Source organism: Posidoniimonas polymericola, from assembly GCF_007859935.1.
GTDB classification, from domain to species: Bacteria; Planctomycetota; Planctomycetia; order Pirellulales; family Lacipirellulaceae; genus Posidoniimonas; species Posidoniimonas polymericola.
The window spans coordinates 314,731-333,940 of the sequence record NZ_SJPO01000005.1 but is presented as its reverse complement, the minus strand read 5'-3'; the positions used below and the strand labels follow the sequence as shown (position 1 = coordinate 333,940).

Sequence of the window (19,210 nt, the reverse complement as noted above, 5' to 3'; positions counted from 1 at the left end):
CGTTTGGCTCAGCCGCCCGCGACTTCGGCCAGCGACTCGCGGGCGGCGTCGATGGTCCGCTGGATGTCGGACTCGGTGTGGGCGGCTGAGATGAAGAGCGCCTCGTACTGGCTGCACGGCAGGTAGACGCCGCGGCGGAGCATCGCCCAGAAGTACTTGGCGAACAAGGCGGTGTCGCACCTGGCGGCCACGTCCCAGGACGTGACTTCCTCGTCGACAAAGAACAGCGTGACCATGCTGCCGACCCGCGCCACGTGGTGCGGCAGGCCGACTGCGGTCGCGGCCTGGTCGAGCCCGGTCTGGAGCTGCTCGCCGAGCGCGTCGAGCCGCGCGTAGGGGGGCTCGTCGCGGAGCGTGCGGAGGGTGGTCGCGCCGGCGGCGGTCGCCAGGGGGTTGCCGCTCAGCGTGCCGGCCTGGAACACCTTGCCCTCGGGCAGCACGTGGGCCATGACGTCGGACCGGCCGCCGTAGGCGCCGACCGGCAGGCCGCCGCCGACGATCTTGCCGAGCGTGGTGAGGTCGGGCGTGATGCCGAGCAGCTGCTGCGCTCCGCCGAGCGACAGCCGGAAGCCGGTCATGACCTCGTCGCAGATCAAGAGGGCGCCGTGCTGCTTGGTCTGCGTGGCGAGGGCGTCGCGGAACTCTTTGGTCGGAACCACTACCCCCATGTTGCCGCAGACCGGCTCGAAGATCACCGCGGCGATCTGCGGGCCGTGCTCGGCGAAGACGGCAACGAGCGCCGCGGGGTCGTTGTAGGGGAGGACCAGCGTGTCGGCCGCCGCGCGCGGCGTCACGCCGGGCGAGTTGGGGGCGCCGAGCGTCGCCGCGGCGCTGCCCGCGGCGACCAGCAGGCTGTCGACGTGGCCGTGGTAGTTGCCGGCGAACTTGACCACCAGTGGGCGGCCCGTGAAGCCGCGGGCGAGGCGCAGGGCGCTCATGGTGGCCTCGGTGCCTGAGTTGACCAGCCGCACCCGCTCGACACTGGGGACACACTCGATGATCAGCGAGGCGAGCTCGTTCTCGCCGACGGTCGGCGCGCCGAAGCTCGTGCCGCCGACGGCCGCGGACCGCACCGCGTCGACGACCGGCGGGTACGCGTGGCCGAGGATCATCGGGCCCCACGAGCCGACGTAGTCGAGGTAGGCGTTGCCGTCGATGTCGAAGAGCTGGGCGCCCTTGGCGCTGGCGATGAACACCGGCTCGCCGCCGACGGCGCCGAAGGCTCGAGCCGGGCTGTTCACGCCGCCCGGCATGAGCTGCTTGGCGCGGGCAAAGGCATCGTGGCTGGCGGCGAGGTTGAGGTTCGTCATGGCGGCGTCAGACCGGTCAGTAAGAAAAAACAGGGGCGGGCAACGCAGCGGCGACTTGCGCGGCGCGTCCGAACCGGCGATTTTACTGCTTCGGCTCGACTTCGGACAGCAGCGCCCGCGCGCGGCCGACCGCGGGCTCGGCCCAGTCGAGCTCGCCGTACAGCTGCAGGATCGAACGGCAGATGTCGGCGGCCTCAGACGGCGCGTCGCTGGCCAACGCCTCGGCGGTCGAGAGCCGCTCTTCGAGAAACGGGAGCTGCGACTTCGAGCGCCGCTCGACACGACGCTCCAGCCGCCGGGCCTGCTCCTCGACGAGCTGCAGCAGCGCCCGCGAATCTTCTCCTTGAGCGGCGTCGGATTCGGCGTGCTTGAGAAGGCCGATGATCGCCTGCAGGTCGCGGAGGGCGTGCTCGGGCTGGTCGTTGGCCCTGCGCATGGCCTGCAGGTAGAGCGACTCGATCGGCGCGTCGCTCGCCTCGCGGAGCCGCAGCTTGGCGAACATGCGTCGTTCGGTGTGGGCGAAGGCGAGCTGTTCCTGCAGCGGCTCGAGCTCGGCCGCCCGCGGGTCGTCCGGGAACCGCTCGAGGAAACGGCTGATGTCGCGTTCGACGCCCAACAGCGCCTGGTCGCCCTGGTCGGCGGCCGCGGTGATGCGACCGTAGACCTCGTCGGCCGAAGGGGGCCACGCCAACCAAGTCACCAGCCCCAGGGCCCCGAGCAGCAGCGTGGCGAGCAGCACCCCTTGCAGCACGAGTTGCCAGAGGGCCCGGTTCTCGGCGCGGGTCAGCAGCGGCTCATCGGCGACCGCGGTGAACCGGCGCTCGCGCTCGGCCGGCGTCGCGGGCGGCAGGTCGATTGTCGAGGGACGCATCGCCAGCGACACCTCGGCCGGCCCGACCGTGGGCGGCGCGAGGGTCTCGTAGTCGTGCAGGTCGGACGAGTCGAACTCGCTCGACACCGCGGGCGTTTCGGAGAGCTCGGACGGGTCGCGGGGGTGCTCCTCCTCATTGGCGAGTTGAAAATCGGAGTCGGGCTGAACCGGCCTGGACATCGCGAGGCTCATCGCCTCGAGGTGCTTGGCCAGCGCCAGCGCGTTGGGGAAGCGGTCCTTGGGCGACTTCTCGAGCAGCTGCGTGACTACCCGCTCGAGCTGCTTGGGCGTGTCGGGCGCGAAGCGGGTGACCGGTTCGGGGTCGGCGTACCGCTGCAGCTGCAGCATCTCCGGCAGGCCTTTCGCGCGGAACGGCGGGCGGCCGGCCAGCAGGGCGTACATCACGCAGCCGAGGCTGTACTGGTCGCAGCGGTCGGTGATCGGGCGGGACGCGGCCTGCTCGGGCGACATGAAGTCGGCCGTGCCGACCACGCCGCGGGCGGTGGTTAGCTTGGCGCCGCCGAACAGCTGTGCGATGCCAAAGTCGGCCAGCTTGACCTGCTCACCCGCCAGCAGGATGTTGGCCGGCTTGATGTCGCGGTGGATGATGCCGTGGTCGTGGGCGTGCTTCAGCGCCCGGCTGACCTGGATCGCGATGCGGGTCACCTCTCGCCAGTCGAACCGGCGGCCGCGGCGGAGTTCCTCCTCGAGGCTCACGCCGTGCACCAGCTCCATCGAATAGAAGTGTGTCCCGTCCTCTTCGCCGTAGCCGTACAGCCGGACGATGTTTGGGTGGCGGAGCGTGCGGAGCGACTCGATCTCGGCCTGGAACCGCTCCTGGAAGCCCTCGCCGCCGGCCAGCTCGGCTGCTAGCGTCTTGACCGCGACGCGTTCGCCGGTGTCCTCGTTGATCGCCTCGAAGACCGCGCCCATCCCGCCTTTGCCGAGCTGCTTTCCGATCTTGTAGGGACCGAGGTGCTGCGGTACGGACATAGACAACGGGCGTGTAAGGAAGGAGCGGAAGGTCGCGTGCAGCGCAATCGGCGTGCTAGCTTCCATCCTAACAGCGAGCCGAACTACCCACCAGCAAGCGGCCAGGCGGTGATAGCACTAGCCGGGCGCCCCGCCGCTGATCTTGAGCACCGCCGCCCGATCCCCTACAAGCCCACCGTAATCAGGAGAATTCTTTCGCCGGCTCCCCACAGCACCGGAGAAGCCCCAGGTACCGCCATGCAGGCCAACACAACCACCACCGCCCTCGTGGCGGCCTCCGCCGTGCTGCTGTCGACCGCTGCGTTGGGGGGCGAATTCCCCTACGACGCCGTGGTTAACGCCGACGCGGCGGTGGTCTACGCCGGGCCCGGGCCACACTACTACGACACCGCGGAGCTCCCCAGCGGCGCTTCTGTGCAGGTGTTTGAAGAGACCCCCGGCGGTTTCTGCGCAATCAGGCCGCCGGAAGGCAGCTTCAGTTGGGCGCCCGCCAGTTCGCTGCGCCTGCTCGACGACGGCACCGCCGAGGTGACCCGCGCCGAGACGCCCGCCCGGGTTGGCAGCCTGCTGCACGACCGGCGAGACGCCGTGCACGTGCGACTCGACCGTGGCGAGCGGGTCCGGGTGCTTGCGCGGCAAGCGATCGAAGGCGTCGACTGGGTGCAGATCGCGCCGCCGTCGGGTGAGTTCCGCTGGGTGCGCCGCGAGGATCTCGCGAGGCACGCCCCCACCGACCTCGACCGGCCCACGCCGGGCGAGCAGGTTGCTGGCCCCACCGACCAAACCGACACGGGGCCCGTCGACTCGTGGGTCCGCGCCGCCGCGCACACCGGCCAAGCAAGTGAGTCCGACGCCCCTGCGCCCGCGGTAGATGTCGTTGGCGCCAAGCCGCTGCCACCGGTCGCCCGGTCCGACGCCAGTGCCGACGCCACGCGGCGTCCCGCGCCGCTCGAGCTGAGCGGCGGCTTTGCCCAACGGCTCGCCGCCCTAGAGGTTGAGCTCTCCCGCCAGGTCGCCGAACGCCCCACGCTGTGGCGGTTCGAAGAGATCGAGCAGCAGGCCGCGGCGATGCTGTCCGCGGCCGCCGATGAGAACGAGCGACAGGCGGTCCGCGAACTTGCCGCCCGGGTCGACCGCTTTGCCGGCATCGCCAACCGCTACAAATCGACACGCGGCCTGGCGCCGCAGGTCGGGCTGACCAAGGCGACCGTCGCCGATGGAACGGCGCCTAAGATCGAGCCACTCGCCCCCAGCGTAGGGCCGCTTTCGGGCTACGACGCCATCGGCACCCTGCGGCCGGTGATCTCTAAACGCCCCAACGCCCCGCAGTACGCGCTGGTCGACTCGCAGGGCAAGATCGTCAGCTTCATCACTGCCAGCCCGGACCTTAACCTGGCGCCGCTCATCGGCCAGCGGGTTGGCGTGCAGGGCGTGCAGGGCTTCATGCCGGAGTACCAGCAGCAGCACGTCACTGCCCAGCGCGTGGCGTCGCTCGGTTCGACCGTGCGGTAGCAGCGGGGAAGGCCTTAGAAATGGGGCCCCCGTTTTCGCCGCATGTCTTGTTTGGCAGGCGGGCGCCCCGACGCTGCTGCGGCGCGGTGCACCGTTCGCGTTGACGCAGCGAGCGGCTACCGGAGCAGCTTCTGCAGCTCGGTCGCCAGCCGCGAGACCTTCGGGTCTTCGTCATGCACGGCGAGCTGGTAGGCCGCCTCGGTCAGCTGCGGGTTCGTCGAGGAGCCAAGCGCCGAGATCGCCGACAGCCTGACCTTGGGCTCCGGGTCTCGCGCCAGGCGGAGCAGGATCTCCGCCGCGTTCTCGTGGCGGCCGGTGAGCAGCTGCTCGACGAGCCGCAGACGATCGACCGGCGTCCCCTCGAGGAGCGAGGTCACCTCGGTTGGCAGGCCAGGGGGTGTCGCAGCAACGTTGCCAATGGGTCCGTCGGCGGTTGTGTCGGAGGGCAGCCGCTGCGGTTCGGCGGCTTCGCTGGGGTCGGGGGTCGGCTCACGCCAGTCGAGTGGGGCAGGGCCCCTGGCGATCGGCTGCTCGACCGGCGAGATCGGGGCGGCAGGCGCGGCCTCGATGGGTCGCGGATCGGGCAGCGAGGGTGACTCCGGTGCGGCGGCAGCGACCAGCGGCTTGGGCGGCGCTATTGGGGCCTTAAATGCCGGGGCAGGCTGTAGGGCGCCCCCCGGCGATTGGGCGATCTCGACCGGGCTGATCCGCCGCACCCGCAGCGGCTGGTCGATGTACTGGGGGGGCTGGTCGGCCAGGGCGTAGAGCCGTTCGACCGCCATGATCAGGTAGCCGTCGCCCGACGAGCGCGAGGCGTTCAGCTTTCGTAAGGCGTGGTCGCCCAGCCGGCGGGCCCAGACGCGTCCCGACGGCGTCAGCTGCGGCTCGCGGTCGGCGACCCCCTCGATCAGCGCCAGGCACCGGTCCTCGAACGCCGCGGGTCGGCTGTAGGCCCAGTCGTCCAGCAGGGCCTCAACCTGGGCCCGCGCCGGGACCGCTACCTCGCGGTCGTCGCTGACAGCCGCGTCGAGCAGGGCCGGCACGGCGCTGGGGCCGAGCTGTGCTAGCTCGCTAATCGCGGCGCGGGAGTTTGACGGGTTGCATTCTGCCCGGGTGGCAATGCCGTGAGCCACGAACCGGCGGCTCACCTCCCAGCCGGCCAACACCATCAGGACGCCGCACGCTAGCACTGCCAGGCGGGGGAGCTTCGATGGGGGGCGTTGTTCGCTCATTGATTACTCGCCGGGTCGAAAAAGATTCGGCCGCATTCTGCTGGGCCAACCGGATCAGAGCAATAGCAAGGCCGGGCGTTTCACGCGGTTGGCGTTGGCTGCCAGCACTGCTTGGCGGAACGGGTCTGAGGATTGCCTCACGGCTTGGCAGGCCGGGCGCCGAAACCACTACCAGATGCGTCAAGGTCAGCGTGTTTGATTCTTTCGGCCTTTTCGCTACGCCTCAGCAGGGCGCCATCCGGGGGGATATTCATGGCGTTGAGTGTGACGCATTGCGCGCAGCGGACGGTTCGTATCGCTACGCCGAAGGCCATCTTATTGCTGCTCGTCGCCGCTGCGCTCTGCGCGGCCGCCGGGTCGGCGCACGCCGAAGAGTACTCGGCAGAGGCGACCTCGAGCCGGTCCGCCAGGGAGCAGGCGCTCAAGGAGATCCCCTGGGCCAAGCTCTCCCGCCAGGACCAGCGGATGACCCAGTACGTGGTCCGCAAGGCGAGCCTCTTCCGACGGTCCCCGACGCACGCCTTCGACTGCGACCCGGAGGTGTTCAACTTCCTGTCGCAGCACCCGGAAGTCGTGGTCAACGTCTGGAACCTGATGGGCGTCAGCAACCTGTCGCTGGTCCGGCGCCCCGACGACGTCTTCCAGGCCGCCGACCAGGCGGGCGCCGAGGGGGCCCTGCGGGTGATGCACGCCGACTACCAGCCCGACTGCCGCAACACCGTGGTGGTGTTTGCCGACGGCCGCTACCAGGCGGGACCCATGCCCGACGCGATCGACGCCCACTGCGTGCTGCTGCTCCGTTCGGCCTCGCGCCGCGAGACCAACGGCCGCACGTACGTCACCGCCCGGCTCGACTCGTTCGTCCGGTTCGAAAACGTCGGCGCCGACCTGCTGGCCAAGACCCTCAAGCCACTGCTGGTGAAGTCGGCCGACCACAACTTCACCGAGACCATGAAGTTTGTCTCGACCTTCTCACGGACCGCCGAACAGCGGCCCGACGGCCTGCTAAACTTGACGCAGCGGCTCGACAAGGTCGACGAGAAGACGCGGCTAGAACTGGCGGACCTGTGCCGGCAGACCGCGGCCAAGCTGGCGTCGACCCTTCGGTCGGACGAGGCGGTCCAGCTCGCCAAGCTGCAGCAGCCGGGTGAAGATGCGTCGCGCTAGGCATCGGCGGCCTGCGACATCGGGAATGGCCCGGCGCGTTAGTCCCGTGGCGCGCTAGTCCCGCGGCGGGCTCAGCTCAAGCGCCAGCTGGGCCAGCTTCTTGAGGTCGAGCTTGCCAGAGCCGAGCAGCGGCAGCTCCTCAACCGGCACAAAGCTGTCAGCGGACGGGATCCACAGGTTGGGGAGTCCCTGCTGTGTGAGGTGTGTCCGGACTTCGTTGGGCGTCTTGGCCATCGGCAGGTGGAGCACGACCAGGCGTTCGCCCTTCTTGGCATCCGGCACGGCCGAGACCACCGCCAGCACGCTCTCGTCGTCGTCGGTGGCGACGAACTCCTGAATCGCCTCCTCCACCGTGACGTGGGGGACCATCTCGCCCCCGATCTTGGAGAACCGGCTCTGGCGGCCTGTGATGTGGATAAACCCACGCTCGTCGAGCCTGGCGATGTCGCCGGTGACGTACCACCCGTCGCGGACGGCCTCGGAGGTCTTCGCGTCGTCGTTGAAGTAGCCCTTCATTAGGTTGGGGCCGGTGATCAGCAGCATGCCGTCCTCGCCGGGCGGGAGTGGCTCGAAGGTCTCCGGGTGGACGATCTTAGCCTCGACCTCGGGCAGCGGCTTGCCGACGCTCCCCTCGACCCAGCCGTCCTCGTCGCTCATGGCGCGGGTCGGCGGGATGTTGACCGACACCAGCGGCGAGAGCTCCGTCGCGCCGTAGCCCTCGATCGGCCGGACGCCGAACTTGGCCTCGAACTTGTCCGACAGCTCCTGCGGCAGCTTCTCAGCTCCGACCACCACGATCTCAAGCGACTTGAAGTCCTCGACCGAGCAGCGTTTGAGGTACGAGCGCAGGAAGGTCGGCGTGCTGAGCAGGATGGTCGCGCCGCGCGTCGCGGCCAGCTTGCCGACCTGCCGCGCCTCGAGTGGGTTGACGTGGTAGGCCGCGTTGACGTCGAGCATCAGCGGGCCCCACAGCGTGACCGTGTAGCCGAACGCGTGGAAGAACGGCAGGATGCCGAGCAGCACGTCCCGCTCGGTGAGGTGGATCGCTTTCCCCATGCCGTACACGTTGGTCGCGACGTTCCGGTACGTCAGCACAACGCCCTTCGGGTCGCCGGTTGAGCCGGAGGTGAACAGCACGGTCTGCTCGTCGTCTTCCGAAGCGCGGTCGAGCCCCAGCATCTTGTCGAGCAGGCCGGCCGGCGTGGCGTAGGTCGCCACAGCGGCCAGCAGCTTGTCGGCGGCGGTCGCCTTGTCCTTCAGGTCCTCAAGGCACACCACCTCGGCGTCGAGGTCGAGGTCGAGCTTGCTGAGCAGCTTCTCGCTGGTTAGCACGTGCCGGATGCCCGCCTTCTTGATGCACTTGTTCATCACCGCCGAGGTGGCGGAGTAGTTCAGGTTGGCGGTGACACGGCGGTCGAGCGCTAGGGCCGCATTGACCACCGCCCCGCCGAGCGACGGCGGCAGCAGCACCCCGACGTAAAGCTCGTCGTTGGCCAGCACCTCGCGGCGGAGCATCCGGCGGAGGACCAGCGACCGCAGCAGCACCTCGCTGCCGGTCAGCTGCGAGCCGGTCGAATCGGCGATCTTCCAGCGGGAGCTCGCACGCCGGCACGCACGGATCATGGCACGGGGGGGAATCATCGCGGCAATATCGGGCTAGACTAGAGGAATGACATTCGGGGCTCCGGCGCAAACGCCCGGCGGCCCTGCGGGCTTGGGGATCGTCGAGGACGCCAGTGAGGCCCCCTAAGAGAATAGTGGCGGCCGACCGCCCAACCTAGCCCGATATCCGCTTCAAACCGCTCAGGCAGCATGACCGATGGGTAAGATCTACGCGTTTCTCTTGGGCGTTGCGGCCGGCTTCGGTCTGTACCACCTGGCCGGCAGCTACCACGTGCTGCGGACCGACTCGGGTTTGCACGTCGCGGCGAAGACCTCGCTGACGCTCCACGACACGTATGTCGACATCCGCGGCTACGGGCCGAGCGACTGGGCCGATCACCCCGAGGTCGCGGCCGCGGTCTTCAAGTCGGGCGACGAGGAACTTAAGAAGGCCGCCGTGTTCGAGGCGGTTGACCAGATCCTTCCTGACGCTGCAGCAGACTGACCCGAGCTGCAGCAGAGTGACCCGCCCCGCGGCCGAGTAATCGGAGCCCGGGTAACCCGCGCCCGGCGGCCCACCCGCGCAACCGCTCCCACCGCGACGGCCAGCACGGGCGTTAAGTTCCAGCTATACGCTACTCTTTATCTCGGGTTCGCGTCGGGAGCCGCCGGCGGTCGATGAACTTGAGTGGAGCGTGACCGGATCTCTCGCGTCGCGCGCCGCCCGCCGGTGTCGGCTGGGCAGTCCTCCACGGAAGACCCTCGTAAGCGAGGAAAGGCGGGCGGCGCCATGGAACTTAATCGCAATCAGTACTTCTTCGCGGGCATCCTGTTGGTGCTGATCGGCGTCCAGATGCGGATGGTGTCGTCCTTCGTGCTGACGCCCGAGGTGACGCAGATGCTGGCCAAGCCGACCGCGGTGGCGCAGGGCGACTCGCCGCCGACGCTGGCGATCGCCGGCGGGGGGGTCTTGGCGCCGGGCGCCAAGAAGACGGTCCGCCCGCCGGAGTGGCTGGGCTGGTGTCTGATGTCGGTCGGGTCGGTGCTGATCCTGCACAGCCTGGCGATGAAAAAGCCCGACTAGCAGCATGGCCTGCCGCGGCGGGTCGCTTGACACTCGCGCCCCTCCCGTTATGATCGTCCGAAAGGCATTGCGCCAGTCGGTTTACGTCATGAACGGTGGAAGTTGCAGGTCGAGATGAGCACATTTCGTCGCGTCAAGCTCAGCGAGTCGGGGTCGGTCACTGTGGTGACGTTTGCCGACTCGAAGATCATCGACGAAGAGGAAATCCAAGAGCTGGGGCAGGAGCTGTTCGACCTGGTCGAACGGGAAGAGCGCAAGAAGATCGTGCTCAATTTCTCGAATGTCGAGTTCCTTTCCAGTGCGGCCCTCGGCAAGCTGATCAGCTTCGAGAAGAAGGTGAAGAATCACCGGGCGGAGCTGATTCTGACGAATATCCGTCCGGAGATCTACGAGGTCTTCGCGATCACGAAGCTGACCAAGCTCTTCAAGATCAAGGACGACGAGGCGGACGCGCTCGCCGTCCTCTAGGCGACCGGCGCCGGGCCGTTTGGTCCGCGTCGACTGGCCGGTGCTATAATTGGAAGAGGCAGTCACGACCCGACCCTCGTTCCCGGCAAGACGCCAAGCTAATCCGCTGATCACGCGAACCGCCGCAGCTTGCTTGAGGTCTTCCCCTGTGGGTGACAACTGGGCCTGGACTACCGAAGCGACCCTTGCCAGCCAGCGGGGCGCCCACCTGCCGCTGATGGACGAGATCCTCGCGGAGCTCAAGAACCACGGCTGGGATGGCCGAGACTACTTCGGCGTGCAGATGGCGCTGGAAGAATCGCTCTCTAACGCCATCCGCCACGGCAACAAGCTGGACGAGCAGAAGACCGTCGAGGTCGAGTGCAAGCTGAGTGACCAGGCGTTCTGGATCCGCATCAAGGACGAGGGCCAAGGCTTCCAGCCGGAAAAGGTCGCGGATTGCACCACCTCCGAGGGCCTTGCCTGCCACGGCGGCCGCGGGATGATGCTGATTAATGCCTACATGACGCGGGTCGAGCACAACGAGGCGGGCAACTGCATAATCATGGAGAAAACCCGCGACACAGACTCAACTTAGGACCTCTCGGCGGGTCCTCTTGATGGAAAATCAGGGCCTGGGTAATATTAATGTTCCGCAGGCGGCCCCGCCCGCCTGCTAAGCGATCCCCTGTAGCTCAGTTGGTAGAGCGAGCGGCTGTTAACCGCTTTGTCGTAGGTTCGAGTCCTACCGGGGGAGCTTCCCTAAGCCTGCTCCAGTCTCTGGTGCGGGCTTTTTCTTTGGGCGCCTGGTCTTTTGCCCTCGGGGATTCGGGACCGCCAATTGCCACGTGGCGCTCCACAGACCCCGCGACCGACTACAGGTCGATCGTCTGGTCAAGGTTGGACTGAGTCTTCCCCGCAGTGGGCGGTTGGGGGGGCTCTTTGGATTCCGGGGGCACGCCGCGTTCCCGGCGGCCCCACCACATGTCGGCCCGGTCGACGCTCCAGTCGCCCGCGCACTCGCAGCCCGCGAGCATGTTCGCGAGGTCGCGAGCCGTTTGCGGCCGCCGGGCGCGGTCCTTCTCCAGGCACGAGAGGATGGCGTGCTCGAGGTCGGCGGGGACCGGCTTGCCGAGCCGCGTCGACAGCGGCGTGGGCGGCTCGACCGCGTGCTGGCGGCAGAGCGTCACTAGGTCGTCCGACTCGAACACCGGCTTGCCGGTCACAAGGAAGTAGCCGACCGCCCCAACCGAGTAGAGGTCGCTGCAGGCGTCGACCGCGTCGGGCGTCTGCACCGCCTCGGGCGACATGTAGAGCGGCGTGCCGGCCATGCCGCCGTTCCGCGCGCTGCGGTCGTCGCGGTCCTTCACCAGGCCGAAATCGAGCACCTTGACGACGTCACCTTCGCCGCCCCGACGGTTAAGCATCACGTTGGCGGGCTTTATGTCACGGTGCACGAGTCCCGAGGAGTGGGCCTCGAACAGCGAGCCGCAGATCTGCCGCAGGATGTACACCACCCGCCCGGAAGGCTGCGGCCCGTACTTCTCGGCCAGCGACTGCAGGTCGATGCCGTCGAGGTACTCCATGGCGTAGTAGAAAACCCCTTCGGGGGTGCGGCCGTAGTCGTAGATCGCGATTGTGTTGGGGTGGTTCAGGTTGCTGGTGATCTGGACCTCGCGTTCGAACCGCTCGATAGAAGTTTGCGTGACCTTGTCGGCGTCGATCAGCTTGATCGCGGTCGGGCGGCGGAGCATCGCGTGGCGGCCGCGGTACACCACGCCCATTGCCCCCTCGCCGAGCTTCTCCTCGAGCTTGTACTGCCCGAGCTCGCGGGCCTCGATGGCGGCCTCGCGGGCCTGGCGCTGCGCGCGGGCGACCAGCAGGGTGAAGACAAAAATCGCCACCGAACTCGCCGCCAAGAGCGCAAGCAGCCCCCAGAAGGTGCGTTTAAGGATGGTTAACGGGCGAAACGCCTCGGAGTAGTTGACCTCGGTGGCGACGCCGAAGTTGTAGCGATCCAGCCAGGTCCACGCGCCGACCACGGGGACGCCGCGGTAATCGCGGTAGCCAGACACGTTGGCGGCGGGCCGACCTGCCACCGCCTCTTCTACCATCGTTGTGAGCGGCAGCTCTGCCCGACGAACGCCAGGGCGGTACCCGCGCGTCATGTCTCCACCGGGGTCGCGGACCAGCAGCTGCAGGATCGACTCCGACCGTGGCAGGTCGGGCAGCAACCCGAGCAGGACGAGATCCTCGCCGAAGCGGCTGTTGGAAAGCATCAGGCCGTTGGCGTCGAAGGCGTAGGTCTCGCCGGAATCGCCCAGCCGGGCGATCTGCAGGATCCGCGTGAAGTCCTTCTCTGGTCGGAGCTGCAGCGCCAGCACCGCGATGGTTTGCAGGTTGTCATCTACCAAGGGCGCGAGCACGTTCATCACCGGCACGCCCAGCAGCTCGCGGCCCGACGGGTCGCGCTGCGGCAGCAGGCTGGCGTAGGGGGGCGTGACGGTGGTTTCGCCGTCGTAGACACGCTCGAAGACGCGCCGGAATTCGCTCGGAACGGGGCGGCCGATCACCTCCGATCGACCGGAGGCCAGGACCTGCTCGCGGGTCGCCACAAAGTACGCGCTGTAGTCGTGCGCGTTGAGCATCGGCTGGAGCTGCTGGGAGAGCTGCGCGGCGAGGTCGGCGGCCGCGACCGGGTCGTTGTCGTTCCTGGCGTTGAGCGCCACGATCTGACCGACGAGCTGCCGCACGTCGGTGTCGCTGGCGGTGCTCTTGGCGTTGGTTTCCTGCGAGGTCAACCAGGTGCGGAGCATCGCCACCTCGACGTCGAGCAGGGTCTGCAGCTCTGATTTTAGGTTGGCCTCCATCGTCCGCTCGATAGAACCGTGGACGCCCCAGCCGATCCCCACCAGCAGCAGCACGGCAATGATCGGCCAGACCCACAACTCACGCGACAGGAACCGCCGCGTGCGGACCACCGTCCCCGCGACCGTCCGCGACGCCCACGTCATGTGCGCGGCGGGAGATCTGGGGTGGCTGGTTGGTAGCGGAGAGAACACGAGAGAGGCTCAGGGCGGGCGACGGCGGTTCAACGCCCGATTATAGCTAGCCGGCGACCGCAAAGCTCCCGGCATTTGCCCGCCGCCGCGGCCAAGGCGGATTTGGGGTCGACCGCATTTTTGCGGAAGCTCAGCGCCGTTCGCGCGTCAGCCCAGCGAGACGTCCAGCACCATCATCACGACGAAGCCGACCATCAGGCAGACGGTCGCCAGGTCGGCGTTGCCCTTCTGCTGCGACTCGGGGATCAGCTCCTCGACTACCACAAACACCATCGCCCCGGCCGCGAAGCTCAGGGCGTACGGCAGGATCGGCCGCGCGTAGAACACCGCGGCGGCGCCGAGGACGGCGGCGGGGGGCTCGACCAGCGCCGACGCGGCGCCAAACCAGAACGACTTGATGCGGCTCATCCCCTCCGCCCGGAGCGGCATCGCCACCGCGACGCCCTCCGGGAAGTTCTGGATGCCGATGCCGACCGCCAGGGCGATGGCCGCCTCGACCGTGGCGCCCTGGATGCCCATCGCGGCGCCGCCAAACACGACGCCGATCGCCAGCCCCTCGGGGATGTTGTGCAGCGTGATTGCCGTCACCAGCAGCACCGACCGCCGCCACGAGGTCGGCAGGCCCTCGGCCTGGTCGACCGGCAGGTACAGGTGCAGGTGGGGCAGCACCTTGTCGATGGCCCACAGCACGCCGCCGCCGGCCAGGAAGCCGATCGCGGGCGGCAGCCATTTGATCCCGCCGGTCTGCTCGGCGATCTCGATCGCCGGGGCGAGCAGCGACCAGTAGCTGGCGGCCAGCATCACGCCGCCGGAGAAGCCGAGCATGGCGTCCATCAGCTTGCGGCTGACGCCGACGAAGCCGAACACCAACGCCGCGCCAATGGCGGTCACCAGCCAGGTGCCGGTACCGGCGAGCAGCGCCTGCCAGACGGGGGAGAGTTCAGAGAGCCACTCGATCATCGCGGAGTCGATTGCGTAGGGGGACAAAAAAAGCCACGCCCCGCGGTGGGGCGTGGCCGGGTAGCTTCCAGCCAGAGGCCGGCGATCAGTTCATGTGCTTGATGATGGCGTCGCCAAACTCGCTGCACTTGAGCAGGGTGGCGCCCTCCATCAGCCGCTCGAAGTCGTAGGTGACGGTCTTGGCGGCGATCGCCCCGTTCAGGCCCTTGATGATCAGGTCGGCGGCCTCGGTCCAGCCGAGGTAACGCAGCATCATTTCTCCGGAGAGCGTCACGCTGCCCGGGTTGACCTTGTCCTGGTCGGCGTACTTCGGCGCGGTGCCGTGGGTCGCCTCGAAGATGGCGTGGCCGGAGTCGTAGTTGATGTTGCCGCCCGGCGCGATGCCGATGCCGCCGACGCAGGCGGCCAGCGCGTCCGAGATGTAGTCGCCGTTGAGGTTCAGCGTGGCGATCACGTCGTACTCGGCGGGGCGGGTCAAGATCTGCTGCAGCATCGCGTCGGCGATGACGTCCTTGACGATGATCTCCTTGTCGCTCTTGGGCGACTTGAAGCTGCACCACGGTCCGCCGTCGATTTCGGTCGCGCCGAACTGTTCCTTGGCGCACTCGTAGCCCCAATCACGGAATCCACCCTCGGTGAATTTCATGATGTTGCCCTTGTGCACTAGCGTGACCGACTCCTTGTCGTTGTCGATGGCGTACTGGATGGCGGCCTTAACCAGCCGGGCGGTGCCCTCCTGGCTGACCGGCTTGATGCCCAGCCCGACCGTGTCCGGGAAGCGGACCTTCTTCCACCGGTCGGGGAAGGCCTCGGAGAGCAACGTCTTGAGCTTGTCGCAGTCGTCCGAGCCGTTCTCGAACTCGATGCCGGCGTAGATGTCCTCGCTGTTCTCGCGGAAGATCACCATGTCGGTGAGCTCCGGCTGCTTGACCGGCGAAGGGACCCCAGCGAAGTACTGGACCGGACGCAGGCAGACGTACAGGTCGAGGATCTGCCGCAACGCCACGTTCAGCGACCGGATTCCGCCACCCACCGGGGTGGTCAGCGGGCCCTTGATGCCGACCAGGTACTCGCGAAAGGCGTCGAGCGTGGCGTCCGGCAGCCATTCCCCGGTCTGGTCGAACGCCTTCTGCCCGGCCAGCACCTCGAGCCACGCAATCTGCTTCGAGCCGCCGTACGCTTTCTCAACGGCCGCGTCGAGCACGCGTTTGCTGGTCCGCCAGATATCCGGGCCGGTGCCGTCACCCTCGATGAACGGGACGACTGGGGTATCGGGGACGGTCAGGCAGCCGTCCTTCATGGTGATGGGCTGGCCGGCAACTTCGGGCATCGCAAAAGACCTCGGGTTGGCATCTTAAATTGGCTTAGGAAGCCACGATTTTGGTCGGGTCGGACGCAAGCGGTCAATGGGTCGCGTATTTGCGTGCCGCCGCCCATTCAGGCAGAATGGCGAGGCTTTGAGGACCGACTTACCTACTGATTCACAAGGGGCTGTAATGTCTATGATGAATTTGGACCGCCGTGGATTCCTGGCGACCGCGGTTGCGGGCTACGGCGCCGCGACCTGCCTGTCTGCCTCGGGGGCCGAGGCCGCCGAGCCTGCCTTCCGGATCTCCATTGCCGAGTGGTCACTCCACAAGACCCTATTCGGGGGGAAAATGGAGAACCTCGATTTCCCGGTGGTTGCGAAGCAGGAGTTCGGCATCGAGGCGGTCGAGTACGTCAACCAATTCTTCAAGGACAAGGCCGAGGACCACGACTACCTCACCGAACTCAAGACCCGCTGCGACGACCACGGGGTCCGCAGCGTGCTGATCATGTGTGACGGCGAGGGCAACCTTGGTGACCCGTCGGACGAGAAGCGGACCCAGGCGGTCGAGAACCACTACCGCTGGGTCGAAGCGGCCAAATTCCTCGGCTGCCACGCGATTCGCGTGAATGCGGCCTCTTCGGGCTCGTTCGAGGAGCAGCAGAAGCTGGCCGCCGACGGCCTGAGCCGGCTGGGCGAGTTTGCCGATGAGCGGGGAATGAACGTCCTGGTCGAGAACCACGGCGGGCTGTCGTCCAACGGCAAGTGGCTCGCGGGCGTCATGAAGCGGGTTGGGCGACCGAACGTCGGCACGCTGCCCGATTTTGGCAATTTCAACATTGGCGGCGGCGAGACCTACGACCGCTACTTGGGCGTCAAGCAGCTGATGCCCTACGCCAAAGCGGTTTCGGCGAAGACCAAGCGGTTCGACGACGAGGGCAACGAGGTCGATATCGACTACTTCCGCATGATGCAGATCGTCTTGGACGCCGGCTACCACGGCTACGTCGGCATCGAGTGGGAAGGCGACGGGGACGAGTACGAAGGAATCCGCCAGACTAAGGCTCTGCTCGAACGCGTGCGGACCAGCGTCGCCTAGGACGCCAGCCGCGACAATTAAATACGCCCCCCAGGGCCGGACGCTCCGTGCGTTCGGCCCTGTTTTCGTTTGGTGAGCCGTCGTTCTGCCGCTGGTTCCTACTTGGCGACGTTACCCGACGCTGCTTCACCATTGTGATGAGGGCTCACACGTATTGTGAAAGTCGCCGTAACTCGTTTAATTTAAAGCACTTGCGGAATCTTTTCGGCCGGCCGCATCACTGCTTTGGGGAGGCGTCCATCGGGACTCCGCTGAGGCTTACTGGAATTCTCCAGGTCGCAACTTGTTTAACCATTGGTGCTTGCGGCCGCTCCCTGCGGGGCGGCGCCACTTCTGGCACGCCTCTCGCTTTAAAGGGACCCCAGCCACGGCTGTGCTTCGTGCAGCCGCAGTATGAATCTTGGCGCGACCGCGGATGCGGTGCGCTTCATCGGTAGGTGTCTCTCAACCAAAGGAGCGAGGCAATGAGCAACGAGCAACTGTACGAGCAGGGCGGTTTTGAGTACGGCGAGGGATTCGAAGCGGGCAGCCGTCGGCGTCCGAACGGGTCGAAGACGCAGCGTCCACAACGCGGCCGCACCCGGGGCAAGGCGCCACAGTCTATCAACGGCATCCACCGTCGCCGCCGTCGGAAGGTGGCGTGGTGATCCAGCCGGATGGAGTGGCCGGCTGAAGACTGCCAGCGCTGCCGCCAAAGGGGGCGCAGCGCTCGGGGCAAAGGGGGCTCAACACGCCCCACCGTCCCCCCCGGGGCCGTCTGCCGAGTGCTTCAGCTGGCGAATTCTTGTTTACGTACGAGGTATTTCCAAATGAGTCCTTTGCAAACAGCGCACGACGCGAAGCGGACGTCCGCGGAGGGGCGTCGCAACGCACGACGGCGGACCGCGGGTTTCGCAGGGAAGTGTCTGCTTGTTAGCAGGGAGGATGCCTTCATCGAAGGCATGCAACGGGCAGCTAGCGGAGCGGGTTGGGATTGCGCGTCCAGCGACGATCCCCGCGACTCGCTCCGCCGGGCGTTCCTGCACTGCTTCGGGCTCGCGATTGTTGACATCGCCCCGACCCTACATCGGCAACTCTTGTCCGACCTGTTCCGGATCTTGAACGGTGCGTCGGGCGGGTTGGTCATCGCCTACGACCGGCGGGCCGACCCTGAGACCGAATTGTGGGCCCGGCAGAACGGCGCCTGGCTCTACGTGCCGGGCGTGGCGGACTGGGACAGCCTGTCAACCGCCTGCGCGGAAGCGCGGCGTCTGCACGAGCGTAAATCAAAACAAGACACGCTGGGGGCTTCGGTCTGATCCCGCAGGACGACCGTGACGCTCATGGCGGCGAAGTAAGAGTTAGGTACCCGGGGGAGCCAATGCATCCGATTCCGACAACTTGATTCAACACTCCGCCGGGTTTCCTCGCGTTTGGTTCGCGACCCGGTGAGCAAGGGACTGCTCCGAGGAATGTAAAGCAACTTAGGTGATACGAGGGTCTAAGCCATGGCGTCAGCTGGCTCAGAAGCATTCGACGAGTTCCGCGACCGCAAGGGCGGCGTGGAACGACCCACGCGATCGAACGCCAAGTCGACGAATGTCGACCGTAGTCGTTCGCGGGGCTCTCGGAAGGCCAACTCTTCTAACGGCATCCACCAACGACGCAACAAGCGGGTGTCGTGGTGAATAAGCCGGGGAACCTCTCCGCGAGAGTCGAAGGCCCGCCAGCGGGCCACGTTGGTGAAGAAGCTTACTTGATTGACAACGTTGGTCCGTTTGGCCGCTTGAAAGCCGCCGAGCCGGGCGACCCTGAAAGGATAAGAATTATGAAACGAACCTTTAGCTTCCTGCCTGCGGCAGCAGCTCTTACCGTCCTGGCGATTGTGTCGGGACAGGCTTCCGCCGCGTTGCTCAACGTCAACATCGCTGGTGTTGACCTCGAGTACAAAGGCAGCGAAGGCAAAATCGTCGACGACGCCGCGGACGTCCTTAACCCCAGTGGGGAGATGGACACCGGCAAGGCCGACGACGCCGACCTGGCCAGCTTTAAGGTGGCCGGCGGCCCGCTACTCGGTTCCTGGATGACCCCTCCGGACGGGATCTACGCCGACCTGCTCATCGAGAGCGCACCGGCCAGCCTCCCGGTTGGGACCACCAACCTGACCCTCAGCGGCACCAACGAGTTCGTCTGGTGGGTTGGCACTGGCGACGGAGCAGCCGGGGATGCGTACCTGCGTATCTCGTTCGACACGCTCAGCGCCACCCGGATCGTTCCGGGGCCAGGTTTCGAGATCTTCAGCGTGGTCGGCACCGGCTCGGTGATCGGTCAGTCTCTGCCGGGCATGTCGTTCCAGGACGAAGTCAGCTTCTCCTACACCGCGACAGACACGGCCTTTACCAACACCTTCGGCATGGCTCGCGACGGCGTGATCTCGATCACGGGACAGATGACGCCCGAACCGTCGACCATCTCGGTCGCCGCATTCGGCCTGCTGCTGGCCCTTGGCCGCCGCCGGCTCGTCTGAGGTGGAGCTGCGACTCGTTGCAGTAAACTAGGTTAGCTTTCAGCCCCGGCCCCGTG

At 67.0% G+C, this 19,210-nt stretch carries 18 protein-coding genes and 1 tRNA gene; 12 read left to right on the top strand and 7 right to left on the bottom strand.

Features of this window, described 5'->3' with window-relative positions; all coding sequences use genetic code 11:
* Positions 1-8: 8 nt before the first annotated feature.
* Both hemL and Pla123a_RS12315 read right to left on the bottom strand, forming a co-directional pair.
* Positions 9-1,310, bottom strand: a complete 1,302-nt coding sequence (gene hemL / locus Pla123a_RS12320) for a glutamate-1-semialdehyde 2,1-aminomutase (RefSeq protein ID WP_146587332.1) — start codon at positions 1,308-1,310, stop codon at positions 9-11.
* Between the two features lie 82 nt (positions 1,311-1,392).
* Positions 1,393-3,174: a serine/threonine-protein kinase gene (locus Pla123a_RS12315; RefSeq protein WP_197527906.1), complete on the bottom strand. Its 1,782-nt coding sequence runs from the start codon at positions 3,172-3,174 to the stop codon at positions 1,393-1,395.
* A 237-nt stretch (positions 3,175-3,411) separates the two neighbouring features.
* On the opposite strand from Pla123a_RS12315, the gene Pla123a_RS12310 reads away from it, so the two are divergent.
* Positions 3,412-4,686, top strand: coding sequence for a hypothetical protein (locus Pla123a_RS12310; RefSeq protein WP_146587328.1), 1,275 nt, complete (start codon positions 3,412-3,414; stop codon positions 4,684-4,686).
* Positions 4,687-4,802: 116 nt separating this feature from the next.
* Here the strand turns inward: Pla123a_RS12310 and Pla123a_RS12305 are convergent, their stop codons facing one another.
* Positions 4,803-5,918 carry a HEAT repeat domain-containing protein gene (locus tag Pla123a_RS12305; RefSeq protein WP_146587327.1) on the bottom strand — a complete coding sequence of 372 codons (1,116 nt, stop codon included), beginning with the start codon at positions 5,916-5,918 and terminating at the stop codon, positions 4,803-4,805.
* Positions 5,919-6,236: 318 nt separating this feature from the next.
* Between Pla123a_RS12305 and Pla123a_RS12300 the strand changes: the two genes are divergently transcribed.
* A complete protein-coding gene (locus tag Pla123a_RS12300; RefSeq protein WP_146587325.1) occupies positions 6,237-7,085 on the top strand; it encodes a hypothetical protein in 849 nt (282 codons plus the stop codon).
* A 54-nt stretch (positions 7,086-7,139) separates the two neighbouring features.
* Here Pla123a_RS12300 and Pla123a_RS12295 read toward each other — a convergent pair whose 3' ends face one another.
* Positions 7,140-8,726: an AMP-binding protein gene (locus Pla123a_RS12295; RefSeq protein WP_146587323.1), complete on the bottom strand. Its 1,587-nt coding sequence runs from the start codon at positions 8,724-8,726 to the stop codon at positions 7,140-7,142.
* A gap of 178 nt (positions 8,727-8,904) precedes the next feature.
* On the opposite strand from Pla123a_RS12295, the gene Pla123a_RS12290 reads away from it, so the two are divergent.
* From Pla123a_RS12290 to Pla123a_RS12270, 5 genes are all read left to right on the top strand, one after another.
* Positions 8,905-9,192, top strand: coding sequence for a hypothetical protein (locus Pla123a_RS12290; protein WP_146587321.1), 288 nt, complete (start codon positions 8,905-8,907; stop codon positions 9,190-9,192).
* A gap of 285 nt (positions 9,193-9,477) precedes the next feature.
* On the top strand, positions 9,478-9,771 hold the full coding sequence (locus tag Pla123a_RS12285; protein ID WP_146587320.1) for a hypothetical protein: 294 nt from the start codon (positions 9,478-9,480) through the stop codon (positions 9,769-9,771).
* A 114-nt stretch (positions 9,772-9,885) separates the two neighbouring features.
* Positions 9,886-10,239, top strand: a complete 354-nt coding sequence (locus Pla123a_RS12280) for an STAS domain-containing protein (protein ID WP_146565035.1) — start codon at positions 9,886-9,888, stop codon at positions 10,237-10,239.
* Between the two features lie 148 nt (positions 10,240-10,387).
* On the top strand, positions 10,388-10,816 hold the full coding sequence (locus Pla123a_RS12275) for an ATP-binding protein (protein WP_146587318.1): 429 nt from the start codon (positions 10,388-10,390) through the stop codon (positions 10,814-10,816).
* 86 nt (positions 10,817-10,902) lie between these two features.
* Positions 10,903-10,975 (top strand) — tRNA-Asn (locus Pla123a_RS12270).
* A 118-nt stretch (positions 10,976-11,093) separates the two neighbouring features.
* On the opposite strand, the gene Pla123a_RS12265 is transcribed toward Pla123a_RS12270, so the two are convergent.
* The 3 genes from Pla123a_RS12265 to icd form a co-directional block, all read right to left on the bottom strand.
* A complete protein-coding gene (locus tag Pla123a_RS12265) occupies positions 11,094-13,280 on the bottom strand; it encodes a serine/threonine protein kinase (RefSeq protein ID WP_146587316.1) in 2,187 nt (728 codons plus the stop codon).
* Positions 13,281-13,427: 147 nt separating this feature from the next.
* Positions 13,428-14,267, bottom strand: a complete 840-nt coding sequence (locus Pla123a_RS12260) for a ZIP family metal transporter (RefSeq protein WP_231956412.1) — start codon at positions 14,265-14,267, stop codon at positions 13,428-13,430.
* A gap of 58 nt (positions 14,268-14,325) precedes the next feature.
* Entirely contained in the window at positions 14,326-15,570 is a 1,245-nt protein-coding gene (gene icd, locus Pla123a_RS12255) for an NADP-dependent isocitrate dehydrogenase (RefSeq protein WP_146587312.1), read from the bottom strand.
* A 166-nt stretch (positions 15,571-15,736) separates the two neighbouring features.
* On the opposite strand from icd, the gene Pla123a_RS12250 reads away from it, so the two are divergent.
* From Pla123a_RS12250 to Pla123a_RS12230, 5 genes are all read left to right on the top strand, one after another.
* The gene (locus Pla123a_RS12250) at positions 15,737-16,648 is read left to right on the top strand and encodes a sugar phosphate isomerase/epimerase family protein (RefSeq protein ID WP_146587310.1); all 912 of its coding nucleotides are present in this window, start codon (positions 15,737-15,739) and stop codon (positions 16,646-16,648) included.
* 464 nt (positions 16,649-17,112) lie between these two features.
* Entirely contained in the window at positions 17,113-17,295 is a 183-nt protein-coding gene (locus tag Pla123a_RS12245) for a hypothetical protein (RefSeq protein WP_146587308.1), read from the top strand.
* 294 nt (positions 17,296-17,589) lie between these two features.
* Positions 17,590-17,946: a hypothetical protein gene (locus tag Pla123a_RS12240; protein WP_146587307.1), complete on the top strand. Its 357-nt coding sequence runs from the start codon at positions 17,590-17,592 to the stop codon at positions 17,944-17,946.
* Between the two features lie 189 nt (positions 17,947-18,135).
* Positions 18,136-18,315, top strand: coding sequence for a hypothetical protein (locus Pla123a_RS12235; RefSeq protein WP_146587305.1), 180 nt, complete (start codon positions 18,136-18,138; stop codon positions 18,313-18,315).
* Between the two features lie 140 nt (positions 18,316-18,455).
* Positions 18,456-19,154 carry a hypothetical protein gene (locus tag Pla123a_RS12230; protein ID WP_146587303.1) on the top strand — a complete coding sequence of 233 codons (699 nt, stop codon included), beginning with the start codon at positions 18,456-18,458 and terminating at the stop codon, positions 19,152-19,154.
* Positions 19,155-19,210 lie beyond the last annotated feature (56 nt).

Excerpts from the sequence above, each read along its gene's own strand:
- hemL (WP_146587332.1), bottom strand. The coding sequence starts at position 1,310 with ATGACGAACCTCAACCTCGCCGCCAGCCACGATGCCTTTGCCCGCGCC.
- Pla123a_RS12315 (WP_197527906.1), bottom strand. The coding sequence starts at position 3,174 with ATGTCCGTACCGCAGCACCTCGGTCCCTACAAGATCGGAAAGCAGCTC.
- Pla123a_RS12310 (WP_146587328.1), top strand. The coding sequence starts at position 3,412 with ATGCAGGCCAACACAACCACCACCGCCCTCGTGGCGGCCTCCGCCGTG.
- Pla123a_RS12305 (WP_146587327.1), bottom strand. The coding sequence starts at position 5,918 with ATGAGCGAACAACGCCCCCCATCGAAGCTCCCCCGCCTGGCAGTGCTA.
- Pla123a_RS12295 (WP_146587323.1), bottom strand. The coding sequence starts at position 8,726 with ATGATTCCCCCCCGTGCCATGATCCGTGCGTGCCGGCGTGCGAGCTCC.
- Pla123a_RS12290 (WP_146587321.1), top strand. The coding sequence starts at position 8,905 with ATGGGTAAGATCTACGCGTTTCTCTTGGGCGTTGCGGCCGGCTTCGGT.
- Pla123a_RS12285 (WP_146587320.1), top strand. The coding sequence starts at position 9,478 with ATGGAACTTAATCGCAATCAGTACTTCTTCGCGGGCATCCTGTTGGTG.
- Pla123a_RS12280 (WP_146565035.1), top strand. The coding sequence starts at position 9,886 with ATGAGCACATTTCGTCGCGTCAAGCTCAGCGAGTCGGGGTCGGTCACT.
- icd (WP_146587312.1), bottom strand. The coding sequence starts at position 15,570 with ATGCCCGAAGTTGCCGGCCAGCCCATCACCATGAAGGACGGCTGCCTG.
- Pla123a_RS12250 (WP_146587310.1), top strand. The coding sequence starts at position 15,737 with ATGTCTATGATGAATTTGGACCGCCGTGGATTCCTGGCGACCGCGGTT.
- Pla123a_RS12245 (WP_146587308.1), top strand. The coding sequence starts at position 17,113 with ATGAGCAACGAGCAACTGTACGAGCAGGGCGGTTTTGAGTACGGCGAG.
- Pla123a_RS12240 (WP_146587307.1), top strand. The coding sequence starts at position 17,590 with ATGCAACGGGCAGCTAGCGGAGCGGGTTGGGATTGCGCGTCCAGCGAC.
- Pla123a_RS12235 (WP_146587305.1), top strand. The coding sequence starts at position 18,136 with ATGGCGTCAGCTGGCTCAGAAGCATTCGACGAGTTCCGCGACCGCAAG.
- Pla123a_RS12230 (WP_146587303.1), top strand. The coding sequence starts at position 18,456 with ATGAAACGAACCTTTAGCTTCCTGCCTGCGGCAGCAGCTCTTACCGTC.